Origin of the sequence: Cycloclasticus sp., from assembly GCF_019090545.1 — a bacterium.
GTDB classification, from domain to species: Bacteria; Pseudomonadota; Gammaproteobacteria; order Methylococcales; family Cycloclasticaceae; genus Cycloclasticus; species Cycloclasticus pugetii.
Genome location: NZ_JAHRVT010000025.1, coordinates 212,858 through 238,784, shown reverse-complemented (window position 1 = coordinate 238,784; position 25,927 = coordinate 212,858). Strand labels below are relative to the sequence as shown.

The 25,927-nt window shown below is 41.5% G+C and carries 27 protein-coding genes; 8 read left to right on the top strand and 19 right to left on the bottom strand.

Annotation, left to right across the window (positions count from 1 at the left end):
* Window positions 1-5: 5 nt before the first annotated feature.
* Window positions 6-1,337: an alanine/glycine:cation symporter family protein gene (locus KUG63_RS05805; RefSeq protein WP_015005364.1), complete on the bottom strand. Its 1,332-nt coding sequence runs from the start codon at window positions 1,335-1,337 to the stop codon at window positions 6-8.
* A gap of 409 nt (window positions 1,338-1,746) precedes the next feature.
* Here KUG63_RS05805 and KUG63_RS05800 point away from each other — a divergent pair, with 409 nt between their 5' ends.
* Genes KUG63_RS05800 through KUG63_RS05790 form a run of 3 tightly spaced genes read left to right on the top strand, consistent with a single transcriptional unit; the run spans window position 1,747 to window position 4,419 of the window.
* Window positions 1,747-2,256, top strand: coding sequence for a YecA family protein (locus KUG63_RS05800; RefSeq protein ID WP_020932930.1), 510 nt, complete (start codon window positions 1,747-1,749; stop codon window positions 2,254-2,256).
* A gap of 7 nt (window positions 2,257-2,263) precedes the next feature.
* Complete coding sequence (locus KUG63_RS05795) at window positions 2,264-3,205, top strand: DUF1853 family protein (protein ID WP_287554391.1); 942 nt, start codon at window positions 2,264-2,266, stop codon at window positions 3,203-3,205.
* Between the two features lie 23 nt (window positions 3,206-3,228).
* Window positions 3,229-4,419: a TraB/GumN family protein gene (locus KUG63_RS05790; RefSeq protein WP_020932932.1), complete on the top strand. Its 1,191-nt coding sequence runs from the start codon at window positions 3,229-3,231 to the stop codon at window positions 4,417-4,419.
* A gap of 6 nt (window positions 4,420-4,425) precedes the next feature.
* Here the strand turns inward: KUG63_RS05790 and plsB are convergent, their stop codons facing one another.
* Both plsB and ttcA read right to left on the bottom strand, forming a co-directional pair.
* Window positions 4,426-6,825, bottom strand: coding sequence for a glycerol-3-phosphate 1-O-acyltransferase PlsB (plsB, locus tag KUG63_RS05785; RefSeq protein ID WP_020932933.1), 2,400 nt, complete (start codon window positions 6,823-6,825; stop codon window positions 4,426-4,428).
* On the bottom strand, window positions 6,825-7,688 hold the full coding sequence (gene ttcA, locus KUG63_RS05780) for a tRNA 2-thiocytidine(32) synthetase TtcA (RefSeq protein ID WP_020932934.1): 864 nt from the start codon (window positions 7,686-7,688) through the stop codon (window positions 6,825-6,827). The genes plsB and ttcA overlap by 1 nt, the downstream gene beginning before the upstream one ends.
* A 96-nt stretch (window positions 7,689-7,784) precedes the next feature.
* On the opposite strand from ttcA, the gene KUG63_RS05775 reads away from it, so the two are divergent.
* The 3 genes from KUG63_RS05775 to KUG63_RS05765 all read left to right on the top strand — a co-directional run bounded on the left by KUG63_RS05775 (window position 7,785) and on the right by KUG63_RS05765 (window position 10,987).
* Entirely contained in the window at window positions 7,785-8,831 is a 1,047-nt protein-coding gene (locus KUG63_RS05775; RefSeq protein WP_020932935.1) for an ADP-ribosylglycohydrolase family protein, read from the top strand.
* 4 nt (window positions 8,832-8,835) lie between these two features.
* A complete protein-coding gene (gene ung / locus KUG63_RS05770) occupies window positions 8,836-9,531 on the top strand; it encodes a uracil-DNA glycosylase (protein ID WP_015005357.1) in 696 nt (231 codons plus the stop codon).
* Between the two features lie 118 nt (window positions 9,532-9,649).
* A complete protein-coding gene (locus tag KUG63_RS05765; RefSeq protein ID WP_020161867.1) occupies window positions 9,650-10,987 on the top strand; it encodes a diguanylate cyclase domain-containing protein in 1,338 nt (445 codons plus the stop codon).
* A 10-nt stretch (window positions 10,988-10,997) separates the two neighbouring features.
* Here KUG63_RS05765 and msrA read toward each other — a convergent pair whose 3' ends face one another.
* Entirely contained in the window at window positions 10,998-11,624 is a 627-nt protein-coding gene (gene msrA, locus KUG63_RS05760; RefSeq protein ID WP_020161866.1) for a peptide-methionine (S)-S-oxide reductase MsrA, read from the bottom strand.
* Window positions 11,625-11,743: 119 nt separating this feature from the next.
* Between msrA and hslO the strand changes: the two genes are divergently transcribed.
* Window positions 11,744-12,616: an Hsp33 family molecular chaperone HslO gene (gene hslO, locus KUG63_RS05755; RefSeq protein WP_287554389.1), complete on the top strand. Its 873-nt coding sequence runs from the start codon at window positions 11,744-11,746 to the stop codon at window positions 12,614-12,616.
* A gap of 86 nt (window positions 12,617-12,702) precedes the next feature.
* Here the strand turns inward: hslO and trxC are convergent, their stop codons facing one another.
* The 7 genes from trxC to KUG63_RS05720 all read right to left on the bottom strand — a co-directional run bounded on the left by trxC (window position 12,703) and on the right by KUG63_RS05720 (window position 17,667).
* The gene (gene trxC / locus KUG63_RS05750; RefSeq protein WP_020932938.1) at window positions 12,703-13,140 is read right to left on the bottom strand and encodes a thioredoxin TrxC; all 438 of its coding nucleotides are present in this window, start codon (window positions 13,138-13,140) and stop codon (window positions 12,703-12,705) included.
* Window positions 13,141-13,199: 59 nt separating this feature from the next.
* A complete protein-coding gene (locus tag KUG63_RS05745) occupies window positions 13,200-13,442 on the bottom strand; it encodes a GIY-YIG nuclease family protein (RefSeq protein ID WP_073023529.1) in 243 nt (80 codons plus the stop codon).
* Window positions 13,439-13,951: a SprT-like domain-containing protein gene (locus tag KUG63_RS05740; protein WP_015005351.1), complete on the bottom strand. Its 513-nt coding sequence runs from the start codon at window positions 13,949-13,951 to the stop codon at window positions 13,439-13,441. Before KUG63_RS05740 ends, KUG63_RS05745 begins: the two co-directional genes overlap by 4 nt.
* The gene (locus tag KUG63_RS05735) at window positions 13,948-14,742 is read right to left on the bottom strand and encodes a division plane positioning ATPase MipZ (RefSeq protein ID WP_015005350.1); all 795 of its coding nucleotides are present in this window, start codon (window positions 14,740-14,742) and stop codon (window positions 13,948-13,950) included. The genes KUG63_RS05740 and KUG63_RS05735 overlap by 4 nt, the downstream gene beginning before the upstream one ends.
* A gap of 39 nt (window positions 14,743-14,781) precedes the next feature.
* On the bottom strand, window positions 14,782-15,981 hold the full coding sequence (gene fabV / locus KUG63_RS05730) for an enoyl-ACP reductase FabV (RefSeq protein ID WP_287554386.1): 1,200 nt from the start codon (window positions 15,979-15,981) through the stop codon (window positions 14,782-14,784).
* Window positions 15,982-16,134: 153 nt separating this feature from the next.
* Complete coding sequence (locus KUG63_RS05725; RefSeq protein WP_016389813.1) at window positions 16,135-17,070, bottom strand: DMT family transporter; 936 nt, start codon at window positions 17,068-17,070, stop codon at window positions 16,135-16,137.
* A 78-nt stretch (window positions 17,071-17,148) separates the two neighbouring features.
* On the bottom strand, window positions 17,149-17,667 hold the full coding sequence (locus tag KUG63_RS05720; RefSeq protein WP_015005347.1) for a YhcB family protein: 519 nt from the start codon (window positions 17,665-17,667) through the stop codon (window positions 17,149-17,151).
* A 257-nt stretch (window positions 17,668-17,924) separates the two neighbouring features.
* Between KUG63_RS05720 and KUG63_RS05715 the strand changes: the two genes are divergently transcribed.
* Entirely contained in the window at window positions 17,925-19,670 is a 1,746-nt protein-coding gene (locus KUG63_RS05715; protein ID WP_277642015.1) for an ABC transporter ATP-binding protein, read from the top strand.
* Window positions 19,671-19,826: 156 nt separating this feature from the next.
* Here KUG63_RS05715 and KUG63_RS05710 read toward each other — a convergent pair whose 3' ends face one another.
* From KUG63_RS05710 to KUG63_RS05675, 8 genes are all read right to left on the bottom strand, one after another.
* Window positions 19,827-20,111 (bottom strand): hypothetical protein, encoded by a 285-nt coding sequence (locus KUG63_RS05710; protein ID WP_015005345.1) that lies wholly within the window; start codon window positions 20,109-20,111, stop codon window positions 19,827-19,829.
* A 171-nt stretch (window positions 20,112-20,282) separates the two neighbouring features.
* Window positions 20,283-21,728: an exodeoxyribonuclease I gene (gene sbcB, locus KUG63_RS05705; RefSeq protein ID WP_015005344.1), complete on the bottom strand. Its 1,446-nt coding sequence runs from the start codon at window positions 21,726-21,728 to the stop codon at window positions 20,283-20,285.
* Window positions 21,729-21,731: 3 nt separating this feature from the next.
* Window positions 21,732-22,133 (bottom strand): CBS domain-containing protein, encoded by a 402-nt coding sequence (locus KUG63_RS05700; protein WP_015005343.1) that lies wholly within the window; start codon window positions 22,131-22,133, stop codon window positions 21,732-21,734.
* A gap of 39 nt (window positions 22,134-22,172) precedes the next feature.
* Window positions 22,173-22,370 (bottom strand): (Na+)-NQR maturation NqrM, encoded by a 198-nt coding sequence (gene nqrM, locus KUG63_RS05695; RefSeq protein ID WP_041230479.1) that lies wholly within the window; start codon window positions 22,368-22,370, stop codon window positions 22,173-22,175.
* A complete protein-coding gene (locus KUG63_RS05690) occupies window positions 22,367-23,419 on the bottom strand; it encodes an FAD:protein FMN transferase (RefSeq protein ID WP_015005341.1) in 1,053 nt (350 codons plus the stop codon). The genes nqrM and KUG63_RS05690 overlap by 4 nt, the downstream gene beginning before the upstream one ends.
* A complete protein-coding gene (gene nqrF / locus KUG63_RS05685; RefSeq protein WP_015005340.1) occupies window positions 23,420-24,643 on the bottom strand; it encodes an NADH:ubiquinone reductase (Na(+)-transporting) subunit F in 1,224 nt (407 codons plus the stop codon).
* A 13-nt stretch (window positions 24,644-24,656) separates the two neighbouring features.
* On the bottom strand, window positions 24,657-25,265 hold the full coding sequence (nqrE, locus tag KUG63_RS05680) for an NADH:ubiquinone reductase (Na(+)-transporting) subunit E (protein ID WP_015005339.1): 609 nt from the start codon (window positions 25,263-25,265) through the stop codon (window positions 24,657-24,659).
* Window positions 25,265-25,927, bottom strand: a complete 663-nt coding sequence (locus KUG63_RS05675) for an NADH:ubiquinone reductase (Na(+)-transporting) subunit D (protein ID WP_015005338.1) — start codon at window positions 25,925-25,927, stop codon at window positions 25,265-25,267. The genes nqrE and KUG63_RS05675 overlap by 1 nt, the downstream gene beginning before the upstream one ends.

The window sequence follows — 25,927 nt, the reverse complement described above, 5'->3', positions numbered from 1 at the left end:
AACCGCTAGGGTTTCCTGCTAAGCTTAAATACAACCGGGCTCAACAGCAATAAAGCTATTAAGTTTGGAATAGCCATCAAGCCGTTTAACACATCGGCCAGCAACCAAAGAAAATCTAACTCCATTACTGCACCAAGTGGTATCGCCAACACCCATGCAATTCTATACCAAGGAATAACAGCCACACCTAAAATATATTCCGCACATCGTTCACCGTAATAGCTCCACCCTAACAGGGTTGTCAGAGCAAAAACGGCTAAACCAAAACTCACAACATACTCTCCATAGCCGGGAAGCCCCATTTTAAATGCATAGGCAGACAACGATGCGCCGGTTTCACCACTACTCCAACTACCCGTTAAAATAATCACTAGGGCGGTCATTGTGCAAATAATAATGGTATCAATAAAGGTACCCAGCATAGCAATTTTGCCTTGCCGTACCGGGTTATTAGTTTGTGCTGCCGCATGAGCAATAGGTGCTGTTCCAAGGCCAGCTTCATTGGAAAAAACACCCCTTGCAACACCAAACCTAATAGCTGCCATTAGCCCCGCACCTGCAAAGCCACCCACGGCTGCCGTGCCTGTAAAAGCATCATTAACGATCAACTGAAGTGCTTTTGGCACTGCGTCAAGGTGTTGAATAATAATAATACCCGCAGCCGTTAGATAAGCGATGCCCATCATCGGCACCAGTTTAGAGGCCACATGACCAATACGTTTAATGCCGCCAACCAAAACAATATAAACAACAACCCCCATCACCAAACCAGTTTGCCAAGCCGGCACCCCTAATGTACTACTTAATGCATCGGCTACTGAGTTTGCTTGAATAGTATTACCAATGCCAAACGCAGCCACGGCACCCAATAAAGAGAACAGAAAGCCTAACCAGTGCCATTGTTCAGCCAAACCATTCTTGATGTAATACATCGGACCACCAACATAGGCACCGCGCTCATCCACTTCCCGGTATTTAACCGCAAGTACAGCTTCAGCGTATTTAGTCGCCATTCCTACCAAAGCTGTTAACCACATCCAAAAAACTGCGCCTGGACCACCTAAAAAAATCGCTGTTGCCACCCCAGCAATATTTCCAGTTCCAATAGTGGCCGCTAATGAGGTCATCAAGGCATTAAACGGGCTGATCTCTCCTGCTTCAGACTGATTACTAACACGGCCTCGCCACAGTAATGAAAAAGCAGCCGGCAATTGGCGAATCGGCAAAAAGAGCAAGCCCAGCATTAAATAAAGCCCCGTTCCTAGCAATAAAGCTAAAATCACCGGTCCCCAGACAAAACTACTCATTGAGCTCAGTAACTGCGTTAATGTTTCCATACGTTTTATTTTAGAATTAGTTGTGTTATTTGAACTAACAGCCAATTAAGTATAAACACTCGACTAGCTTAAGTTTAACTGCATTTAAAGTAGCCAGTGCGTATTAAAGCTCGGTCAGCCTCATTTATTCAGCTCAACTTATCTTAATGGCCTTGCACCCTTTCAAACGCCCTTCACTTAGTCAACGCTCTACAGAATGAAGATACTCATATCTGCCCATGCGCTAGCACTCAATATGTAGCATAATGTGATCGTTAACACAGAAAACCGCTAGTATACGTCTTAAATTTGCAAAACAGAAAAACTAGCCTCTCGTTATTTGCGGCTGTTGACAGCTCTACGAGATACACCTCTGTGCTGGCACATTATAAAAAAATAGAATTTTCTCAAATTATCATTATTAGTCGCTATGGACCTTTTAAACACATTCTTTAACTCTGAAAAACTGAGTGACGAAGCCATGTACTTCTTTGAAATGCATGGTTTTTTAACCAGCCTAGTTGTACAACCTGGCAGCTTGTCACAGCAACAAATTCTATCCGAAATATTGGCAGATAATGACGCCGACGCCTCTATTGAAAAAGCCATTTTTGATTTACAACAAAATATTGAACAAGCCTTATTAAATGGTGAGTTCCCAACGATGATTGGCGAGTCTGAAGAACCTGATGAAGACTTTCTCACCCTATGGTCGTCTGGTTTTATGCAGGGTGTCTTTATGCATGAAGATCTGTGGTTTAACTCTCAGCCAGAAGACGTTGCCGAACTCACGCTACCGATTCTAGCGTGCTCTGAGTTACTCGATGATGAAATAGATGAGATCACCCAAAATGACGACCTACTCGACGATATGGCTGAAAAAATCCCTGATTGTGTGATTGATTTATACCTTTTATTTAATAGCCCAGAAGGTACATAACGCGACTTTGCACACTGATACTTTTTTACAACATGCACTGGTAAGAGACCTCGCTTGGGTCATCGTCAATCCGCCTATTATTCAAGGACTCAAGCAGCACCAGTATTGGACCGAGTCAAGCGATTGGCAGCAAGCCTATCAGGCCTTTAAAGCCCCGCTTAAACAATTGGATGCAAACCCCGCCGAACTGGTTGAGTTATTAGCCAAGCAAAAGGACTATCGATTAGGCCACCGTTTTGAAACATTGTTGACTTACTGGTTTAATCATAGCCATCGCTACGAAATATTAGCCCAGAACCTTCAAATACAAGATACCAACAAAACCATTGGCGAGTTTGATTTCATAATCAAGGATCATGCAAGAGATAAAGTCCAACACTGGGAAGTCGCGTGTAAATTTTACCTGGGTATAAACGATACCGCTTTTACTCAATCATGGGTGGGGCCTATGTTAAAAGACCGTTTAGACCTCAAGTACGACTCCATGCAATCACGACAAAGCAAATTATCTGAACATCCCGCAGCAAAGCAACAACTTCAGCAACTAGGCCTTACCATAGACGAACATATTGGCCTAATGAAGGGACGCTTGTTTCACCCCATACAATCTACTGAGCCCGCACCCCCTTCACTTGTTGCAAGCGACCATCAACACGCACAATGGGCACGTTTAGAGCACTTTGTAAAGCACTTCCAATCATCTAGATATCAATGGCAAGTCTTAAAGAAAGACCAATGGATGGCCTCTCAATTGTACTGCCCTGATAATAGCTACCTCGACACGGACAGCATCGCTCAGTATTTTTTAGATCGCTCACAAGCATCACCATTATGCTTGGCTGGTTTTTTACCCGAGACATCAAAAGGGCATGAAATTAAACGTATTTTTTTAGTCGCAAAAGACTGGGCGAAAAAATCCAATTTCAACGATAATACAAATTCTTATTAACTTTAAATCAACAGAGACTTTCTTTGAATAACCTCTCAGACCAACCGATAGAAACAATTAATATTAACGGCTGTGAAGTCACGTTGCTCGGCACCGCTCATGTATCTAAAGCCAGTGCTGACGCAGTACACAGCCTACTTTCATCAGACCATTATGAGGCTGTTGCAATAGAGCTTTGCCCTAGTCGCTACAATGCGCTGATTGACCCTGACAACCTGGCTCAGATGGATTTATTTAATGTGATCAAAAGTGGTAAAGCTGCCATGGTCGCTGCCAGCTTGGCATTAGGTGCTTTCCAGCAAAAAATGGCTGATGAGATGGGTATTGAACCTGGTGCTGAAATGAAAATGGCCGCTGAACTGGCACAACAATCACACAAACCTGTTTTACTAATTGATCGTGACGTTGGCATCACCTTAAAACGCGTCTATCGAAATGTCCCTTGGTGGAAACGCATGGAGCTGTTTTCTGGTCTCTTTGCAAGCCTTATGTTTTCAGAAAAAGTCAGCGAGGAAGACATAGAAAAATTGAAAGAAGGGGATGTTTTAGAGGCAACCTTTTCACAATTTGCCGAATCATCAAACGAAATTTATATGCCACTGGTTAATGAACGTGACCAATACATGGCCCATCGTTTATTCAATGATGCCCATTCTGGTCAATATAAAACTATTCTCGCCGTTATTGGTGCTGGGCATTTAAAGGGCATCAAAGGCTACCTTGAGTCTCAACTCCAAAACACCAAAAACATTGAAGAGCTTGAAAGTATTCCTGCTACTAGCCGCTGGCCTAAGTTGATTCCTTGGCTGATTGTTGCTTTAATTTTTATTGGTTTTGGTATCGGCTTTAATCGAGCACCCGAGCTTGGTTGGCAACTAGTTATCGAATGGGTTGTTATTAATGGTGGCTTGTCCGCCCTTGGAGTCATATTAGCGGGTGCACACCCTATCACTATTATCACCGCTTTTTTGGCGGCGCCACTCACATCACTTAATCCGACCGTTGGGGCTGGCATGGTAACGGCTGCCACCGAAGCCTGGCTAAGAAAACCTCGTGTTGGAGATTTCTCTACGCTAAAGTCAGATACAGTGACTATTCGTGGTTGGTGGAAAAACCGTGTTTCTCGTACCCTGCTAGTGTTTTTATTCAGCACCATTGGCTCTGCAGCGGGCACCTATATTGCGGGGTTCAGAATTTTCGAGCAGCTCAGTTAAGTTAAATTATGCTTCGACTAAACCGTGAACATTTTTACGCACTTGCTGACTCATTACCAAACCGGCATCGTCAACAATTGAGTCAAGCACCTCACCGTACATTAACTTTCGGTTATCGTTCAGCCAAATAATACCTTGGTTATAAAGCATTTCAATAAAGCCTTTAAATAACACTTTATCGAAAAACTCTGGGGAATTTAGGCCATTAAGTTCAGAAAGCCTTTGTGCTGTTTCGCCACAGGTTTTTTCAAGCTCAAAACGCGTAAAGTGGCCTACCCCATTCTTCTTCAACAATAACACCGTTAAATAGAAACGCTCCAAACTCAATAGCACCCCACGTGATAAAAAGCCGATTGTTTGGTGATGACTTTTATTCACCGAAAATGTGTCCGCCGATTGGTTGATTAAGCCTTGGTCAACCAAACAAGCAATCACCTTATTTGCTGTGTACGTAATTTGTCTATTAGTCCAATGCATAGAAAGCTCATCTTTCAAGAAGGGATACACCAACCTAAACCAATGAACAACTTGTTTCTTTTTTAACGACTGATGGCTTAAGAAGCAACAAGCAACAAAGGAAGGTAGAACAAATAAGTGCACGATATTGTTTCTAAAATATGTCATCAAAACAGCATCGCTACCTTCTACATACAAGCGTTCACCTGACTCGCCAACACCTCTTTTAACAATGCCAAACTCTTCACCATAGGCAATAATTTCTTTGGCGTTTAATTCAATACGTGTGACGTCTTTTGAATAGGGCGCTGCGTCAAGTAAAGCCAAGTATAAATCCAATTGTGTCATTAAGTCCGCTTCACTCATCGACTGCTCTGGCGTGTTTAACAAGGCCATCGCCAATAAGCCTACGCAATTAACATGCGTTGCTTCATTAATACCAGACATAATCTGTGTACCTAATTTACTGACAACTGCATTAACCAGTTCTTTATTATCAGCACAATCCTCTCGACGCCACTGCGGCCGTTCCGCTTCAATTAATTTATCTAAATAAATAGGCGAACCAAAATTTACATGTACTTGGCCAAAGTGATCTTTTAAGGCTTTAAATGAACGTAATACCCCCATAACTGATTCAGACTTTTTCGGCTTGCCGCTTAATTCATTAACATATGTTTCACCTTCAACCAGTTTTTCATACGCAAAATTAACCGGAATAAAGACAACCGACCGTTTATGATCTCTAAGGTAACTTCGAACACTCATCGCTAACAAGCCTGGTTTTGCTTTGAGTTTACGCCCCGTTCGGCTGCGTCCCCCTTCGACAAAATACTCAACCGCCGTACCACGGTTAGCTAAATACCCCATATACGCCTCAAATACCGAGCCATATAAAACATTTCCTTTGAACGTTCTACGCAAGAAAAAAGCACCACAACGCCTAATCCATGGCCCAGCAATTGGTATATTCAAGTTAATACCTGCCGCGACATGTGGTACGGCCAAACCACGGGTATACAAGGTATAAGATAAGACCAAATAATCCATATGACTTTGATGGCTTGGTACGTAAATGATCTGATGTTTACGTGACAATCGCTCAACACGGGCAAAATGGTGCAAAACAATACCATCGTACAGTTTATTCCACAGCCAACCTAGTACCTTTTCAAGCACCATAGCCGCCCGAATATTAATCACCGCAGCAATTTCAATGGCATACGCTTTCGCTTGTTTTTCTGCCTCATTTTTCGATAACTTCTTGCGCTTTATTTCCCGCTGTATAGCTTGCTGAACAATTTGGGTTTTCAGTAAATCTTCCGCTATTTTCTTGGGTGATAGTTGGTCAGGGCCAATCGTGATTAGACGCGTTCTAGCAAAGTGCACCCGCAACACACGTGTTAGTTTTCTAGTGGTATAGGGTACACTTGGTTTCCCCGCATTAAGCTGCTTTAACGAAACCGGGTCGCCAAACCGTAATAGCGTAGTACGCCCATTGAATAATATTGAAAGCGCTCGTGAAAGAAGATTAGATTTAACCCCCTCATCGGTAAATAAACTGCTCCAAAAACCATCTGATTTTCGAGGACCACGGCCCCAAAAAATGGAAACCGGAACGATTAAAATATCGTCATTGGAGGATTGTGCTACATCGATTAATCTAGCCAAGCGTGCTGGTGCAGGATCTGCTTTACGTTCTTTTAGGCTTTCTAATGAAAATAGCGCCTCAGACTCGACCGCTGACTCTACTTCTATGCCATTGGAAGGCAGCGGCAGGCCCAGATTCTTACAAGTTTGTTCCAGCACAATTTGTTTTGAACAAGCATCACTGAAGGTGACATAACAAACCTTTTGATTTTTAAGTGATGCCAGCCATTTTTCACCTTTCGGCAATACTGTTGCTTTAACCCAAAAAGATAACAACCAACGCAGCAAAAAAGGACCCATCACGATTGTTTACTTGCTGACATGGCTGGGAAAATAACCGGTTGAAACTCATTTGTTACTTTAGCTTCTGTGGTTTGCGACAAGGTTTCAAAGTCAAACAACTGCCTATCCAGCAGTTGTGAAGGCTTTATATTTTTCATACTATTGAAAATAGTTTCCACTCTACCAGGAAAATCTTTATCCCATTGAGTCAACATATTCTTCATTTGTACGCGCTGTAAATTTTCTTGTGAACCACATAAGTTACACGGAATAATCGGGTAGCCCTTAAGCCCGGCAAACTCAGCGATATCCTTCTCTCTTGAGTAAGCTAAGGGGCGAATAACAATATGCTTAGCATTATCACTTTTAAGTTTTGCGGGCATTGCCTTTAATTGACCACCATAAAACATATTCAGAAAAAACGTTTCAATAATGTCATCACGGTGATGTCCCAAGGCAATTTTATTAAAACCATTATCTTCCGCGTACGCATACAAGGCCCCTCTACGCATTCTTGAACATAAGCCACAAGTCGTTTTACCTTCGGGAATAACACGGGTTACAACGCTATACGTATCTTGTTCAATCACATGGTATGGCACGCCTATCGATTGTAAATACTCAGGCAAAACATGCTCGGGGAAACCGGGTTGTTTTTGATCTAGATTAACCGCCAAAATTTCAAAATTAATGGGTGCACTATTACGCAAATTAAGCAGAATATCCAGCATCGTATAAGAGTCTTTACCGCCGGACAAACAGACCATAATCCGGTCACCGTCTTCCACCATATTATAATCGGCAATCGCTTGCCCCATTTCGCGTCTCAAACGTTTTTGAAGTTTGTTATAGCGTGTTTTAGTTTTATCTAGTGTGCTCATTTGCGCATTTTAACAGAGAATATCCACACGCTTTAAGTAGATGCATGTCTGCTTGCAAAGTGCTATAACAATAAAAAACAACAACAGGTCTTATATATGTCTACTATTAATCTTCAAGATCGTGCGATGGGCGCCATTATGGGCGCATATATCGGCGATGCCTTAGGTCTAGGTCCGCATTGGTTTTATGATCTTAATGAGCAATATCGACTCTATGGCGACTGGATCAACGACTACACAGATCCTCAACCAGACCGTTATCACGCCGGCATGAAAGCTGGCCAGCAATCACAGTCGGGGCTGATCTTGAATATGCAGATTGACTCTATACTCACTAATGGAGGGTACAACGAAGAAGATTTTTGTCGACGCCTAGATACTGAATTGTTTCCGCAACTTGATGGAACCGCCAATGTCGGCCCCGGTGGTTTTACTAGCCAATCCATCCGTGAAGCTTGGGTATTGCGCACGCAACATAATAAGCCTTGGGGTGAAGTAGCTGGCTTCACCGATAACACTGAAGCCGCTGAAAGGGTCTTGGCCTTAGCGGTACGTTATGCAACAAAACCACAAGAATTAGCTCGTAACGTATCAAGCAATACACTGCTCACCCAGTGTGACGAAACCATTAATGCCATGACCGTTGCTTATTCTGCTGTCCTTGGTATGTTAGTCCAAGGGCACCCACTAGATGAAAATTTATCTAGTAAATTAATGCAATTAGTTGCCGATCACCAGCTTCCCTTTCACGCGATGAGCATACCGGGGAGCAAACCGTCGGGGGCTGGCACGTTTGCATCGCCAGATGCTTTACTAACCCCATCGAGTATTGCTCGCGCTGCGCACGAAAACCTAATTCAACCTGCATGGAAAGTCTCTATTGTCTATGGTATGCCATGTGCTGTTTACCATCAATTCCCAGCCTGTTATTACTTAGCTGCGCGTTATTCAGATGATTTTGAAAATGCCGTCTTACACGCCATAAACGGTGGTGGGCAAAATATGGCGCGAGCCATGTTAACCGGTGCCCTTGTTGGGGCACAGGTAGGCATTCAAAACATTCCAAAACGCTTTATTGATGGGCTGGAAGACTCAAACAAATTGCTTAATAGAGCAGAAAAATTAGCGGCCCTAATACACTAAACCGATGGCACTTACTAATGCACCCAGCTGGAAACCTTTTTTAGATGACGAGCTAAACCAACCGTATATGCTAGTCCTTAAGGAGTTTCTGCGCATAGAAAAAAACGATGGCAAAACTATCTACCCTCATTCTGCCAACTGGTTTCACGCATTGGAGGCCTGCCCTTTAAACGACGTAAAAGTTGTTATCTTGGGCCAAGACCCCTATCATCAGCCGCACCAAGCGCACGGTCTGTGCTTTTCGGTTCAGCCAGACGTCAAAATACCACCGTCACTGTTAAATATTTATAAGGAATTACACGCCGACTTAGGTATTCCTTATGCCTTACATGGCTGTTTAGAGAGCTGGGCAAAACAAGGTGTTTTATTACTAAATAGTGTCCTCACCGTTGAGTACGACAAGCCTAACGCTCACCAAGGAAAAGGCTGGGAAACATTTACAGACAAAATCATTCATACGGTTGCTGAACAAAACGAACACGTTGTGTTTCTACTTTGGGGCAATTACGCACAAAAAAAAGGGGCTTTCATCGATGAGCAGCAGCACCTTGTTTTAAAAGCCCCACACCCGTCACCATTATCAGCCCACCGTGGTTTTTTAGGTTGTCGGCACTTTAGTCAAACCAACCATTACCTCCAACAACATAATATCCCCCCTATTCATTGGGAATTGCCAAAACTAGCGGCACCTGTTAGTTAATACCAATCCACAAACCATCAACAAAAAAACATTATCTGCTAGCATTTATAAAAGCGTATTTATTTTTTAAAATGCTAATGCTTCTCTAACTTTCAAGAAAAACAATAAGGCATTAAAAATGTTAAACAAAGATCAGCTACTTGAACCACTGATGAGTCAATTGGTAACCCCCGCGTTTGTACTCGACGCTAATGGCAAAGTGCTGATATGGAATAAAGCCTGTGAACGTTTAACCAATGTTAAAGCCGACCAAGTGCTCGGCACTAACCGCCATTGGCAAGCTTTTTATGATCATAAAAGAGACTGTTTAGCTGACTTGCTGGTCAACGGTAACGTCGATAAACTCAAAGCCCTATACTCTTATCACTCAGACAACAACCACTTCGGCGTCCATGCTCAAAATTGGTGTCAAATACCTAATGTTCCTGGCCACTTCTATTTAGCCGTTGATGCTGGCGCTATCTATAATGAAAAAGGCAAACTGATTGCTGTTGTTGAGACCATCAGAGACATCACCGAACAAAAGCTTGCGCAAGAAAACCTTAATCGACTCATGCAAGATCATGTCACCCCTACTTTTGCCTTAGATGCAGATGGAGAGGTTTTAATTTGGAATAGAGCCTGCGAACAACTCACTAATTGTAAGGCTGAAAACATGATCGGCACAAAGAATCATTGGCAGGCTTTTTATGATGAAAAACGAGATTGCTTAGCCGACTTATTATTAAAGAATGATACAGATAAAATCGCGGAGCTTTATTCTCTACAAATCGACGATGCGGTTAACGAACACCGGCTTAGAGTTGAAAATTGGTGTCAGATACCCAAAGTCCCTGGGCATTTTTATCTAGCAATTGATGCAGCGCCAATATACAACGAGGCTGGTGATTTAGTCGCTGTCGTTGAATCACTTCGAAATATGACAGAAGCAAAATTAGCACAAGAAAAGCTCGAACGCCTTGCTCAATATGATGGACTAACAGGGCTCGCCAATAGACGATCATTTGATCAAAGGCTTCAAGGTGATTGGAATTTAGCAGAACGAAATCAAACACCTATATCACTATTGTTTATAGACATTGACTGCTTCAAGCAATTTAATGATATCTATGGTCACCAAACAGGAGACGATTGTTTAAAAGCCGTCGCTTCGGTTATTTCTGGCCAATGTTTTCGCCCTTCTGACCTATCTGCTCGTTATGGCGGTGAAGAATTCACCATCATTTTGCCCAACACTGACAAAAATGGTGCTCAAGTCATAGCCGAACGTGTTCGCAAAGCCGTTTTTGATTTACATTGGGAGCATTCTGGTAACACTGCCGCTGATTATGTCACCATTAGCATAGGCATAGGCACTTGCATTCCCAGCACAGGGCAAACAGTCGACACCCTTATTAAAATGGCGGACGAATCTTTATACAAAGCAAAGGAACAAGGCAGAAATCGAATTTATTAAGGCGTGTATTTTAAAATGTAACGCCTGTTCCACCTAAGCCACAGTAACCACTCGGGTTCTTCGCTAAATATTGTTGATGATAATGCTCAGCATAATAAAAGCTAGGCTCTGGCAAAATTTCCGTTGTAATATCACCTAACCCAGCAGCTTTAAGTTTCTGCTCAAATAACTCTTTAGATTGCTTGGCCAATGTCGCTTCTGCGTTTGTCGCATAATAAATACCTGAGCGGTATTGCGTCCCTCTATCGTTTCCTTGACGCATCCCCTGCGTCGGATCATGCGACTGCCAAAATACCTTTAGCAAACTGTCATAGGAAATAACTGTTGGGTCATACACAACTAACACAACTTCATTATGGCCGGTTTGCCCAGAACATACTTCTTCATATGTTGGGTTAGCGGTATAGCCCCCTGCATAACCGACTGCTGTTGAATATACCCCCTCCAATTGCCAGAATTTACGTTCTGCGCCCCAAAAGCAGCCTAAACCAAACAAGGCTGTTTTATGGCCATCAGGGAAAGGCGGGACCAAAACATGACCAGAATAAACAAAATGCTCCCTTGGCACAGGCATCGATTCGGTACGACCCGGCAAGGCTTGATCTTTTGTAGGCAATATAAGTTTTTTATCAAACATGTTTTATATCTTACCTCATACAATAAAGAAAATAACGCCTTGGCCGCCGTTATTGGGCATTCCGTCATATAATGTTGGCTCTATTTTTAGATAAAACAGCACAGGCGAGCAGCTCTACTATGTCAAACGAAAATAAAGACCAACTCTTTCGATTTCTTTTTAAAGAACTAGGCGTACGGGGTGAAATTGTCTCGTTAGATACCAGTTTTCAAGCTGCATTAGCCTTACACAACTACCCTACCAGTGTTGCTGAACAATTAGGGCAAGCGCTTGCCGCCTCGCTGCTCTTATCTGCTACATTGAAATTTGATGGTTCATTAATTCTGCAGATTCAAGGGAACGGACCGATTAGCATGCTGGTGGCTCAAGCAAGTGACCGTCAAAACGTGCGCGGCTTAGCCCATTGGGATGGCGATGTGAAGCCCGGAAACCTGACAGACTTATTTGCTGATGCCCGACTAGTTCTTACGCTTAAACCAACTATGGGCAAACCTTATCAGGGTATTGTTAATTTGGAAGGCAACGCCCTATCCGATGCACTAGAGTCTTACTTTAAGCAATCTGAGCAGCTTAAAACACGCCTATGGTTTGCCGTAAATGGCGACAAAGCCGTTGGCTTTTTGCTACAAGAGTTGCCCGCACATAACGGCGAACAAGCTGATTGGGAGCGCGTAGAAATGTTAGCAGACACCATCACAAGCAATGAGTTGCTTGAGTTAACAGCTGAGGACATTATTCACCGCCTTTTCCACGAAGAAAGCGTCACACTTTACGAGCCACAAGCGATACAGTTTAAATGCAGTTGCTCTAGAGAAAAGATTGAAGCGGGCTTATTAACTGTCGGGCATGCAGAATTAGTCTCATTACTTGAAGAAAAAGGTGCTGTCGACACACACTGTGATTTTTGCAATCAGCATTATCATTTTGACGCCATTGATATCGAACAGCTATTTTCCACCGGCAAAACCAGTAGCCCAACGGTGCTCCATTAACATTGGCACTCACCTGAGCTAAACTAATACAGCAAACAAAGACCCCCTAAAAGAGCTCAATCGCCGTATAAATTACCTGTCTCGCGCTAAGAAATATAAGGTTTCAGCCACTGCTCAAATTGTGATAAATTCATGACGCCTGCTTGCCTAGCAAGCTCTTTTCCATTTTTCATCACTAATAAGGTCGGAATACTTCGAATATTAAAACGAGCGGCTAACCGTTGCTCATGCTCTGTATCCAACTTAGCAAATCTCGCTTTGGGTTCTAGCTTTTTTATTGCCTGATCAAATGTCGGCGCAAAAGACCGACATGGGCCACACCACCCTGCCCAGCAATCTACTACAACTGGAAGATCATTTTGTTCAAAATGGCGTTGCGCATTGGAAGCTTTTAGGGTGACATATTTGCCAGCAAATAACTTTTTCTTACACTGACCACAACGCCCACCAGCAGTTAATTTATCACTCGGCAGCTTATTAACCACATCACAGGATGTGCAAACTACTTTTATTGAATCAGTCATAGGCTAAGCGTTAATAAAGTTTTTAATAGAATAAAATATGGGGCCAAACTCAGCATCATTCAAGGCCTGATTAATTGCAGTTTTTGCAGCCTCGTTAATTTTTTAATGCTTGCCTCTCGAATACTAGCCCTGCTTCTATTATCCACCTTCTCGCTATAGACAAATTTAACAGGTCGGCGACCTTTAAAATATTTCGCACCTTGCCCCGTCGCATGCTGCTGAAAACGACGGTCTAAATCCGTTGTTATTCCTGTATACAAGCTACTATCACTGGCTTCAATAATGTAGACAAACCAGCTCATACAGCCTTAAGAAGCTCGCCACACTGGCGACAAAAATAGTTGGTTTTGCGCTGAACAACTTTATTATGCCGACGAACACCTAATTGATGCGTTTGGCAATCGCAGCGATAAGGGACTGTTGAATATCGTCGCTTAGGGATATCACTCAAATCATATTGCGCTGTTCGGCTCGCTTTAGCGCCAAACTGTTGCATCATAGCTCGCCACTCTGGCCCATGTGGTAACACTTTTTTCTTACTAAACTGTTTATCAATAATATAGTGCGCAACTTCATGTGGCACAGTTTGCTGAAGATTTTGTTTGAAATATTTTGAAAATATAAGCGCGTTATAACGGATTAATATTTGCTCACGAGATCTTTTATACATGCCAATCGTGTGACCGGTCAGATCAAATTTAACTGGAATAACTTGATAATCCGTACTCAATAAGCTGTTCGCCAATTGTATATATCGAGCGGTTTCATCAATAACCAGCTGCTCCTGTTCTGCAGTCAGCTGAGCGATCATTCCACCACGTTAAGACTATCAACTAACGAACGAACTTCTTGCCTTGCCGCGACATGAGATAAACTATTAACCTTTTCGAGATCCAATACCGTCAGACCATTTGGAAACAGTTCCTTATAAATAACGCGTTCATATAAGCCGGGCACATAACGAAACATAATTCGCTTTTGTAATGATTCCAAGGCACTGTGTACACGTTTGTTATTTCTTGAATCTAGCGATGCCAGTCTCGTTCGAACCACCACCCAATCCATCGGCGGTTTACCACTCGCTGAGCGAAACTTTCGGCTATCCCAAACCATTTCCGTATAAAAACTAAGTTTTTTAACTTGAAAAGAATCCGCCGATACCTCACCCAATAAATCCAAGTCTATAAAGCTATCATTCAAAGGCGTAACTAAGGTGTCTGCCAAGGCATGCGCCAAACGTGACAAGTAGGTGTCATTTCCTGGGCAATCAATAACAATAAAATCGACATCACGTTTGAATTCATCCAGCCCCTCTTGCAAACTCTGTTGATCTTCGACTTCCCTGTCTTTAACTAAACTAGCCGTCGATTGACCAACTACTTTAAACGCTGGCATAGCAACTTTGGTTCCACCATTTGCCATAAACGTTTGCCTGTTTTGCAAATATCTCGCTACACTTTTTTGCCGTGCATCTAAATCGATAACCGCTACTTTTTTAGCCTTATCGAGTAAACCAACAATGATGTGCATGGCAAGGGTGGACTTACCTGTCCCCCCTTTTTCATTACCGACTACAATGATGTGCGCGTCTTTTTTATCCATAAAATTTTTGCCTAATCAAAGCATCCTGTAAGACAATAACTAGAGTGTTTCTAATTCAAACTCTACTAGCGGATTGACATCTTCATCGTAATTAACTGCTGCTAATTCAAAACCAAATAGATTAAGAAATTCTTTTTTGTAACTCGCATAATCTGTTAATTCAAATAAATTTTCTGTTGTTACCGTTGGCCAAATATCAACACATTGTTGTTGAATGTCGTCACGTAGCTCCCAATCATCTAAACGTAAGCGATTAGCATCATCTAAATTCTTTTCTGCTCCGGCATTAAACAGTTGCGTTCTAAAAAGGCGGTTTATTTGTTCGATACAACCTTCATGAATACCTGCTTCCTTCATCACCTTAAACACCATTGAAATATACAACGGCATCACTGGAATAGCAGAACTGGCTTGCGTTACCACCGATTTCAATACGGCGACATGCGCACTACCATTAAGCTGTTTAAGTTTCGCATCAATTGCTTTTGCTGCACGGTCCAAATCCATTTTAGCTTTACCTAATGCTCCGTCCCAATAAATGGGCCATGTAATGGCAGTTCCAATATAGCTATAAGCAACCGACTGACAGCCTTTTGCGAGCACGCCAGCTTTACTCAGCGCATCCATCCACAGCTCCCAGTCTTCCCCACCCATGACAGTCACAGTGTCTTTGATTTCTTGCTCAGTTGCAGGCTCAACTTCTGCCTCAATGATAGTATCTTTATTTGTATCAATCGCGGTTGACCGATATGTTTCACCAATGGGTTTTAAGCATGACCGCGTCAGCTGGTCGGCACCCGGAACTTTACGAACAGGAGAAGCCAGTGAATAAACAACTAAGTCTATCTCACCTAACTCTTCTTTAATCAGCTCAATGGTTTTTTGCTTCGCTTCATTTGAAAAAGCATCGCCATTAATATGCTTCGCATACAAACCTGCTTTTTTTGCTTCAGCATCAAATGCAGCCGTGTTATACCAGCCTGCAGAGCCGGGCTTTTTCTCACTACCGGGTTTTTCAAAAAAAACACCGATAGTTGCAGCACCCGAGCCAAAAGCTGCCGTAATTCTAGAAGCCAGACCATAACCACTTGAAGACCCGATAACCAGCACTTTTTTAGGCCCATCTTTGACCGGACCTTGTTGTTGTGTCAGCTTAATTTGCGCGTTGACATTCTCAGCGCAACCAACAGGGTGTGCTGTTGTACAGATAAAGCCACGAGTTTTTGGTTTAATGATCATACCCTTGTCCATTTAATTAAAATAAAGCCGTTATTTTAAAGGGATAACGTAATATTTTATAGCTCTCAATGAATCATCTTCATATTGCTATCAGCTACTTTATATTCCTTCTACGACTAAAGAACGGCTCAGCAGAAACAGAACCTAGCTTATTCACGCTGACGCACGTTTCAACAATCTCTGTATCAATGTCCAACGAATAATAATGATGGAGATAAAAACTAATACACAACCGATCAACTCTTTTTCTGATAGGCTTTCTCCAAACCAAGCGGCTGCCATAAGCGCTGTCCAAATTGGTTCCACAATCATGATAACCACGCCATGACTGTTGCTTGACAGGCTTTGCGCATGGGTCTGCATAAAAAAACGTAGCGCCGTGCCAATAAATGCGCTTGCCAATACCCAAGCCAGCAAAGTGCTTGAAAACCCTTCTGCCGCCTCTAGCCAACCCTCCGTGATAAAGGACAGCATACCCACTAACACACCAACAGTTACCAAGGCTATCGCTGTTAATGGCAATGCTGGGACTCTTTTACTAACCCGGGTGACCTCACCTAATACAACTATTTCACGATGATTAGCTGCTCGAGAATTCAATACAAAAAACAGGGCCACAAAAAGCGCCGATACAATAAAGAGTAATTGCCCTTTTTGTATCTCAAATTCTCCAGATAGGGACAAGAAAGCTAGGCCCACTAAGGCAAAGGGGATTGCATACCATGTAGTAGAAGGCACCTTCTCAGCAAAAAATATTTTTGAAATAATAGGTGAAAAAATAACCGCCGAACTTGTGATAAAGCTCGCTACGCTCAAACTAACACCTGAATGAAGCCCCATTACCCAAAAACACATTCCTAAAGCAAAGATAAACCCGACGATAATAGCTTGTCGGTACTGATTCCAACTTAAGACACTCAATTGGTTAAAACCCACTATCAACAATAACAAACCAGCTAATAAAAAGCGCGAACATATAAATAAAAGAGGAGGCATTAACAAAACTGCCTCTTTTGAAAAAATCCAACTGATAGCCGCTAATATTGTTACCAGCACCAACAAAATGTCGGCTTTTATAGCATTGGACAAAGCAAATAACCTTTTTCTCTCACCCTTAACAACCGATTAACATCTAGGTGAGCTACAGCACCAACAAGACAGGCATCATTAGCTTTTTTTATTGGCCTGATTTTTAATTTCTTCAACAATGTCAGCAGACATTTCCACCTCGCTAGCCAGCGGAATATCATCCTCATCTGTTGGGTTACTTTCAGGTGCATCCATCTCAGTTACTTTCTCGCTGTCTTCTTCAAGAGGCTCTTCTTTTTTTGTCGTTGTTTTTGATATAACCGGCCCTTCTTCCTGTGCTACTTCAAGCTCTTCATTTGGGATAGCAAGCAAAGCTGTTTCTTCTAGATCGACCTGAAGTGCTTTTGCTTCATCAGAACATAACTCACCTGCTCCGTTCGCTATATGTCGATAAACATCTCGATATTGGTCTGTTAAGCCTTTAAACAGGACAGCTGTATTAACAAAATGATTATCGACTTGTTTGCGATATGCTTCGTGTTCAGCTTCTAGCGCTTTAATTTTTGAACTGCCATCTTTTCCTTTTTTAAATAGCAAGGATAAGAAAAAACCAAAAACTGTACCTATTACAACGCCCAACAATAACTCAATACTCATTTAACTTAACTCCTGGCAAATATTCCACTTCACTTAAAAGACCTTCATTACAATTTTTATTCTATCTCACAACGCCTATAGGTGGGCTAATAACTTAAGCGCTTATTTAACGACTAAGCAATTGGCTCAACATCAATTGGCCTATCCATTAGAATATTCATTTAACCGTTAAATACTTTGATATAAGGCTCACTTTGACTAACCTAAACGAAGATTTTCATTTCCATAATACTTACCGATGGCAAACTTTGCTGAGCATGGCAAAAAAGCATCGAGCCTCTTTAATAAAAGCAAATATTATGGCCATGATCGCTGTTTTAGCGAGTGTTCCTGTGCCCCTTCTAATGCCATTATTAGTCGATGAGGTTTTACTTAAACAGCCCGGTGTTGCCGTACAAACAATCCAACAAATAACACCTACTGTTTGGCACGGGCCTGTCTTATATATTCTCGCCTTATTACTATTAACACTTTTATTAAGGGCTATCTCACTTTTTTTTAACGTTTTACAAAGCCGTCTATTTACTCTGACCGCTAAAGAAATCACTTTTCAAATTCGTCGGCATTTATTACAACGTTTACCTTTTATCTCAATGACCGAGTTTGAAACCGTTGGAAGTGGAACCATTAGCAGTCATTTTATTACTGACATTGAAACCGTTGACCAGTTTATTGGCAGTACAACAAGTAAGCTGTTAGTGGCCATTCTTACTGTTCTTGGAACCTCGATTGTTCTGCTTTGGATGCACTGGCAGCTTGCCCTCTTTATTCTTTTTCTCAACCCTGCAGTCATCTATTTCACCACCATTTTTGCCAAACGGGTTAAACATTTAAAAGCTAACGAAAACTTGGCTTTTGAAGACTTCCAACAATCCCTTATTGAAACCTTAAATGCGATAAGAGAAATTCGCGCTCATAACCGAAGCAAACATTACACAACCCTATTGATTGGTAAAGCCAACACTATTAGAACTCGTGCCAGTAGTTATTCTTGGAAGAGTGACACTGCAAACCGACTGGGTTTTATGGTGTTTTTATTCGGTTTTGATATCTTTCGAGCTCTTGCAATGTTCATGGTCGTCTACGCCGACCTAAGTATTGGCCAGATGCTCGCCGTTTTTGGCTACCTGTGGTTTATGATGGGTCCAGTCCAAGAAATACTGCACGTTCAATTAAGTTTCTTCTCCGCAAACGCCGCCCTCGAGCGGATAAACTCCCTCATTACTTTAAAAGATGAGCCTCGTTATCCACATACAGTTAACCCCTTTAAAAATAAACACTCTGTGTCTATTCAAATGAAAAACATTCATTTTTCGTATGGTCGTCACAAATACATCCTCAATGGCATCACACTGGATATTAAGTCAGGCGATCAAATTGCTTTGGTTGGCGCTAGCGGTGGCGGCAAATCTACATTAGTGCAGGCTCTACTTGGTTTATACCCTATCAGTGACGGAATGATTTATTTTGATAATATTCCAGTCACTCAGATAGGTTTTGATACCATTCGTGACAATGTATCAACCGTACTTCAGCACCCCGTATTATTTAATGCTTCTATACGTGACAACTTAACAATGGGGCGCTCTTTAAATGATAATGAGCTGTGGCACGCACTGTCTATTGCACAACTCCAACAAACCATACAACAATTACCTCAGCAACTGGACACATTGATCGGTCAACAAGGCGTACGTTTATCCGGTGGACAGCGTCAGCGGCTTGCCATTGCTCGAATGATCCTTAGCCAACCTAAGGTCGTTATTCTGGATGAAGCAACCTCAGCGCTGGATAGCGAAACTGAGTTTCAATTACATAAATCAATGCGGTCTTTCTTAAAGGACCGCACCACAATCATTATTGCCCATCGCTTAAGTGCCATAAAACAGGCCCAACATGTGTATGTTTTTGAAGACGGCATTATTAGCGAACAAGGCCATCACAACAAGCTTATTGAACAACAGGGCTTATACGCTAAGCTTTACGGTGAAAAGCAGCATTAAACTAACTCTCACTAAGTATTTGCTCGTCCTATTTTTCTTTAAACATGAAAACAATACAGGTGATATAACAAAAAAGCCAGATAAGCACTCAATGGTGTTTATCTGGCTTTGATTATTAACAAGTTTTTAACTCCCCTTGCTACTAACAGGGGTTTCTTATTCTTTTATCCAACCTTGTAATGCCGCGATAATACCTTCCGCTTGGGCAGCACTCGATATATTGAACTTTGATTTCTGCTGGTACTCACCATTACGCTTTTGATAACGACGAATGGTATATTTATCAGGGCCATACTCTTCTTTTGTACGATTCCAATCTTGATGCTTGTATATAACGGTCGCCCATGCACCCTTTGAAAGAACGACTTTATCAAGTTCTTTTACTGTTTCAATACCGCCATCTGTATAACTAACGGTTAGCTCTTCTACTGTTTCTGCCATGCTATTTCCTGCGCTTTGTTAATCGTTAACGCTAAACCAATTATGATTTAACGCTTGGGATAAGGTTTATCGGAGACATTCTACCAACACCTTTAATCTTTTTTCATGATACCTTCAAGTTGTTTGCAGTCCGGCCACGTTTGTTAGCGATTAAAGCCAATGAATAAAAATTTAGTCTGATACCAAACTGTCGGCAACTGCTTCACCGTAATCAATTAATTCTTCTAGTAGCACTTGCTGTTCTTCACTCCAATCACCCTCAACCACTAACTCATCAAGCCTTTCAAAATATGCTTTTAAGGTTAAACGTCCATCATTATGTTCTTTAATAAAACAATCGTGGCGATATGCTTGCCATTGCGTTTTTTCCACCTCATTAAGAGTTTCCGGGTAATTTCTTGCTCTATAACGAAACAACATTTCTTCTAAACGCTCATCCTCAAATGGCAACGATAACTCTGCCAATTTATCTATTGGACAAGCACGTATTTGCGTCATATTTTGCACATCTATAGGGCTAAAAAAACCGCCACTATATAGCATTAAATCAGGGTCTGTAGCGCTTTCGAATGTATTAATAGAGAAAACTTCTGCTAGTTTTTTTTCAATACCCGCACCGAGTATTTTTTGCCTATTTTCTTCGCACCGCAGTAAATCAATATTTAATTTATTTTTGACCTCTGTAGTCAGGGTACTTAAGGGTGCCAACATTGGTGATTTATTAATATGAACGGTCTTAAGAGGCAGGCGCTTCTGTCCTTCATTTAATTCAGCCGTAGGTGTGTATAATCGCTGGTGGATTTCTTCAGCTGTTAAGTCAATAAGCTCTGTTGGGTCAGCAGATAGATCAAAAACCAGCACTCCATTTTTATTCACTGGGTGAGCAGCAATGGGGACAACAACTGCTAAACAATCTTGTGCGGCAGGGTATTTACTCGACACATGTATAACAGCGGTATTGTGTATCAGGTCAAGGTTTTCCGCGGCTTTTTTTTTATTTCGCAGTGATAAGCCCCAACTATAAATTCTAGGTTGTTGTTGCTTAATAAGCTTTGCTAATTCAATAGTGGCATATACATCTGATAAGGCATCATGTGCGGCCTCATGCAAGATACCATTCGCTTTAGTCAGCTCTTCTAATTTAAAACTAGCCGCGCCATCTTCACGTTGTGGCCAATTAATTCCATCTGGTCTAAGAGCATGTGTCAATCGAACTAGGTCTATTAAATCCCAACGTGAGTTGCCAGACTTCCATTCACGGGCATAAGGGTCGAAAAAATTTCTATATAAAAGGTGCCTTGTAAATTCATCATCAAATCGAATACTGTTGTATCCAACGACACATGTTTGAGGCGTACTAAACTCACGGTGCACTCGCTTAATAAATTCGCTTTCTAATAAACCTTCCCTGATTGCATGTTGTGGTGTAATTCCAGTAATTAGACAGGCTTCTGGGTGAGGCAAGATATCATCATGCAATTTACAATAAAAAACATCGGGGTTTGCAACTGGATTAAAGTTTAAATCCGTACGTATACCCGCAAACTGGACCACACGATCTCTAGCAGGATCAATGCCCGTTGTTTCGTAATCGTACCAGTAGTATGTTTCAGACAAAGCTTACCAAAGTTCATCCAGTGCTCTAAGTACATCACTCCGGCTAATTTGACCAACCAATTCGCCGTCTTCATCGAGTACTGGGTAACGTTTAAATGATGATTTTAAAAATTTCTCAGCAACGTCTACAATACTGGCCGTATCTGGCACTGTCTCTAATTCTTCAGTCATATATTCTGACACGACACCACCCACCCAGTCTTCATAGTAGGTTGACTGTAATGCCACTTGAAGACAGTCCTTTTCGGACAACATTCCTACTAGTGTGCCACGCTCATCCACCACAGGTGCGCCAGATATTTTATGCGTATTTAAATACTTAATCGCCTGGGAAATTTCCAGCCCTGGCGTGAAGGTCGTTAAATTAGTGGCCATGTAGTCTTTTATTAATACTGACTTAAACATCTACTCCCCTTATATCCTATAAACTTATTGTAAGAATGACTAAGCGTTTAACTTTTCCATCTTTTTCTTTTTATCACAGGTTTTTTTACTACAAAGAGCGCAATCACCTTCTAGCCCATCAATGCTATTAAGACCACCACAACTGCCTTTGATTTTGCGATTGCTAAAGATCACACCAACGGACATGAATATCACTACTAGCATGAAAACTAAAAACGTTACTAAAAATATATTCATGATGATAACCCCTGGGTCATTAAGGTAAATTCTGGTGTTGCTATTTCTCTAATGCCATCACCATCCTTCACCAGAAATAAAACAGCTAATCTATTGTACACAGCCAAATCGTACCCCTTTTTATGACCCAATACCATAAAAGCTGTTGCCCAAGCATCTGCTTTCATACTATTTTCTGCCAGCACAGTAACTGAGGCCAATTTATGCTGAACGGGTTGGCCATTTGTGGGATTAATAGTGTGAGAAAAACGAACACCATCTTTCTCGAAAAAATTCCTATAATCACCTGAGGTAGCAATAGCCGTATCGCTTACCTTAAGTACGCGATGGATTGAACGATTTTTTGAGTCTGGCTTTTCAATTGCTATACGCCATAAGGTATTTTGTGCGTTTTTACCGCGTAATCGCATTTCTCCGCCAATCTCGACCATAAAGTTGCTATAGCCTCTTGACTCAATAAGTTCTGCAATTTCATCGACAGCATAGCCTTTAGCAATAGACGAAAAGTCGATATACACCTTATCGTTTAACTTTTTAATCTCAAGCGTGTCTAGGTTATAAGCAATATTTTGATAGCCCACACTAGCTAGGACTTCCTTGATCTGAACTTCAGTTGGTATCTCATCGACATTAAATGTCGGGCCAAAACCCCATAGGTTCACTAAAGGTCCGACAGTAATATCATATGCACCCTCAGTAATATCACTTATCTGTTGAGCGTGTGCTAAAACATTTATAAACTCTTTAGATTTTTTGTGCCACTGCTGGCCCTTAGAGTCGTTAAAGACAGACACTTCCGAGGAACCAATATACGTTGAGAATGACTGATTAATTTCAACTAAGCGTGAGTCTATTGCTTTTTTTAATGACTCTTGTGTTTCATTTAATTGATCTGCTGCAATAGTTATGTGATAGGTCGTACCCATCGTTTCGCCACTTAATGTAAACGCTGATTTATGCTGCGAATCGCAACCATTAAGTAAGCTGAGAAATATTAAAAAACCCGCTAAAAATATTACATTTTTAGCGGGGTGCTTAAGTAAACTCAATTATCCACCAAAGTCATCGAGCATGATATTTTCATCTTCAACACCAAGGTCTTGAAGCATTTTAATCACCGCTGCGTTCATCATTGGTGGCCCACACATGTAAAACTCACAATCTTCAGGTGCTGGATGATTTTTTAAGTATTCTTCAAATAAAACTTCATGAATAAAACCTGTCAAACCATCCCAATTATCTTCAGGCTGTGGATCTGATAAAGCAACGTGCCACTCAAAATTATCGTTTTCTTTCGCGAGCATATCGAAATCTTCCACATAGAACATTTCTTTTAGGCTTCGAGAACCATACCAGAATGATATTTTTCGATCTGTTTTAATCCGACGTAGTTGATCAAAAATATGTGACCTCATCGGCGCCATACCTGCACCACCACCTATGAAGACCATTTCAGACTTTGTCTCTTTGGCGAAAAACTCACCATAAGGGCCAGATATCGTAACTTCATCGCCCGGCTTAAGGTTAAAGATATAAGAAGACATTTTCCCAGGTGGGGTGCCTTCTGGCGCATTAGGTGCTGGTGAAGCGATACGAACATTTAACATTATTATCCCTTCTTCTTCAGGATAATTAGCCATTGAATATGCTCTTAATACTTCTTCATCAACTTCAGATTTATAACGCCAAATATTAAAGTGATCCCAATCAGCTCTATATTCTTCTTCAACGTCAAAGTCTTTATAATCTACAACATGCGGTGGACATTCAATTTGAATATAACCACCCGCACGGAAGCCAACATCTTCACCTTCAGGCAATTCAAGAACCAGTTCTTTAATGAATGTCGCTACGTTATGGTTTGATTTAACTTTACATTTCCACTTCTTAACACCAAACACTTCTTCTGGCACTGTAATTTTCATGTCATGTTTAACCGTTAACTGACACGATAAGCGTTCGCCATCACGTTGCTGACCTTTATTAATGTGAGCACCTTCGGTTGGTAACATTGAGCCACCACCTTCTTGAACACGCACCTTACATTGGCCACAAGTGCCCCCGCCTCCACACGCTGAAGGAACGAATAATTGAGCATCTGCTAATGCGCCTAGCAATTTGCCACCCACAGGTGCCTCTACTTCTTTTTCACCGTTAATTAATATTTTGACATTACCATGCGCTACTAATTTTGACTTTGCCGCCAAAATAATCATCACCAGGATTAAGACAATACCGGTAAAAAACGTTATACCTAAACCAATTTCTAACATACTGAGTTCCTAATTACAGTTGAATACCAGAGAATGCCATAAAGCCCATCGCCATTAAGCCTGCTGTGATAAAGGTAATCCCTAATCCACGTAAGCCATCAGGTACATCTGAATATTTTAGCTTTTCTCTTATTCCTGCAATGGCTGTAATCGCTAGTGCCCAGCCTAAGCCACTGCCAAAGCCAAAGACTAAACTTTCGCCTAAATTATAATCTCGCTCTACCATAAACAATGAACCACCTAGAATCGCACAGTTCACGGTAATTAACGGCAAAAACACACCCAGTGCGTTATAGAGTGCTGGTGCAAACTTATCCATCGCCATTTCAAGAATTTGAACGACCGCCGCAATAACGCCAATATAAACAATTAACCCTAAAAAGTTTAAATCAACTTCTGGTAGCCCTAACCACTCAAGCGCACCTTCTTTAAGTAAACCTTGGTATAAAATGTTATTCAGTGGCATTGTTAACGTTTGCACCAAAATCACGGCAACACCTAAACCCATGGCGGTAGAAACCTTCTTAGAAACAGCTAAGAACGTACACATCCCAAGGAAGAAAGATAACGCTAAGTTTTCTACGAAAACCGCTTTAACAAATAAACTTATATAAGCTTCCATTACGCAACCTCCGTTCCGTTAACTTCTTTGATTTTAAATTCTGCCTTTTCAACTTGTGCAGGACGTAATGAACGAACACCCCAGATCATTAAACCAATGATAAAAAATGCACTCGGTGGTAATAACATTAAACCATTAGGTACGTACCAACCCCCATCATTTACAGTCGATAGGATTTCTATACCAAACAATTTTCCTGAGCCCAAGAGCTCACGAAATGTACCTACAAACATTAGAACAAGCGAATACCCCAGACCATTTCCTATACCATCTAAAAAACTAAGTCCTGGTGGGTTTTTCATTGCAAATGCTTCTGCACGTCCCATCACAATACAGTTAGTAATAATCAACCCAACAAATACAGACAGCTGCTTACTTAAATCATAAACATAGGCTTTCAACACTTGGTCAACAACAATAACCAGCGATGCAATAATCGTCATTTGAACAATAATACGGATTGCACTAGGAACATGATTACGAATCATACTAATTGATAGATTCGAAAACGCTGTCACTGATGTCAGGGCTAATGACATAACGAGTGCCGTCCCCAGGTTTGTTGTTACAGCTAGCGCTGAACAAACCCCTAAAACCTGTAAGCCGATAGGGTTATTATCAACTAATGGGTCTAATATAATTTTTTGAGTTTCTTTATTCAT

What these genes read in the sequence shown, in the direction of transcription:
- KUG63_RS05740 (WP_015005351.1), bottom strand. Translation starts at nt 13,951, where the DNA reads ATGATCGCTCAGCTGACTGCAGAACAGGAGCAGCTGGTTATTGATGAA.
- hslO (WP_287554389.1), top strand. Translation starts at nt 11,744, where the DNA reads ATGTCAAACGAAAATAAAGACCAACTCTTTCGATTTCTTTTTAAAGAA.
- KUG63_RS05745 (WP_073023529.1), bottom strand. Translation starts at nt 13,442, where the DNA reads ATGAGCTGGTTTGTCTACATTATTGAAGCCAGTGATAGTAGCTTGTAT.
- msrA (WP_020161866.1), bottom strand. Translation starts at nt 11,624, where the DNA reads ATGTTTGATAAAAAACTTATATTGCCTACAAAAGATCAAGCCTTGCCG.
- KUG63_RS05675 (WP_015005338.1), bottom strand. Translation starts at nt 25,927, where the DNA reads ATGAATAAAGAAACTCAAAAAATTATATTAGACCCATTAGTTGATAAT.
- KUG63_RS05715 (WP_277642015.1), top strand. Translation starts at nt 17,925, where the DNA reads ATGGCAAAAAAGCATCGAGCCTCTTTAATAAAAGCAAATATTATGGCC.
- KUG63_RS05735 (WP_015005350.1), bottom strand. Translation starts at nt 14,742, where the DNA reads ATGGATAAAAAAGACGCGCACATCATTGTAGTCGGTAATGAAAAAGGG.
- KUG63_RS05710 (WP_015005345.1), bottom strand. Translation starts at nt 20,111, where the DNA reads ATGGCAGAAACAGTAGAAGAGCTAACCGTTAGTTATACAGATGGCGGT.
- fabV (WP_287554386.1), bottom strand. Translation starts at nt 15,981, where the DNA reads ATGATCATTAAACCAAAAACTCGTGGCTTTATCTGTACAACAGCACAC.
- ttcA (WP_020932934.1), bottom strand. Translation starts at nt 7,688, where the DNA reads ATGAGCACACTAGATAAAACTAAAACACGCTATAACAAACTTCAAAAA.
- KUG63_RS05805 (WP_015005364.1), bottom strand. Translation starts at nt 1,337, where the DNA reads ATGGAAACATTAACGCAGTTACTGAGCTCAATGAGTAGTTTTGTCTGG.
- KUG63_RS05765 (WP_020161867.1), top strand. Translation starts at nt 9,650, where the DNA reads ATGTTAAACAAAGATCAGCTACTTGAACCACTGATGAGTCAATTGGTA.
- nqrM (WP_041230479.1), bottom strand. Translation starts at nt 22,370, where the DNA reads ATGAATATATTTTTAGTAACGTTTTTAGTTTTCATGCTAGTAGTGATA.
- plsB (WP_020932933.1), bottom strand. Translation starts at nt 6,825, where the DNA reads ATGGGTCCTTTTTTGCTGCGTTGGTTGTTATCTTTTTGGGTTAAAGCA.
- nqrF (WP_015005340.1), bottom strand. Translation starts at nt 24,643, where the DNA reads ATGTTAGAAATTGGTTTAGGTATAACGTTTTTTACCGGTATTGTCTTA.
- KUG63_RS05775 (WP_020932935.1), top strand. Translation starts at nt 7,785, where the DNA reads ATGTCTACTATTAATCTTCAAGATCGTGCGATGGGCGCCATTATGGGC.
- ung (WP_015005357.1), top strand. Translation starts at nt 8,836, where the DNA reads ATGGCACTTACTAATGCACCCAGCTGGAAACCTTTTTTAGATGACGAG.
- KUG63_RS05720 (WP_015005347.1), bottom strand. Translation starts at nt 17,667, where the DNA reads ATGAGTATTGAGTTATTGTTGGGCGTTGTAATAGGTACAGTTTTTGGT.
- KUG63_RS05800 (WP_020932930.1), top strand. Translation starts at nt 1,747, where the DNA reads ATGGACCTTTTAAACACATTCTTTAACTCTGAAAAACTGAGTGACGAA.
- trxC (WP_020932938.1), bottom strand. Translation starts at nt 13,140, where the DNA reads ATGACTGATTCAATAAAAGTAGTTTGCACATCCTGTGATGTGGTTAAT.
- nqrE (WP_015005339.1), bottom strand. Translation starts at nt 25,265, where the DNA reads ATGGAAGCTTATATAAGTTTATTTGTTAAAGCGGTTTTCGTAGAAAAC.
- KUG63_RS05700 (WP_015005343.1), bottom strand. Translation starts at nt 22,133, where the DNA reads ATGTTTAAGTCAGTATTAATAAAAGACTACATGGCCACTAATTTAACG.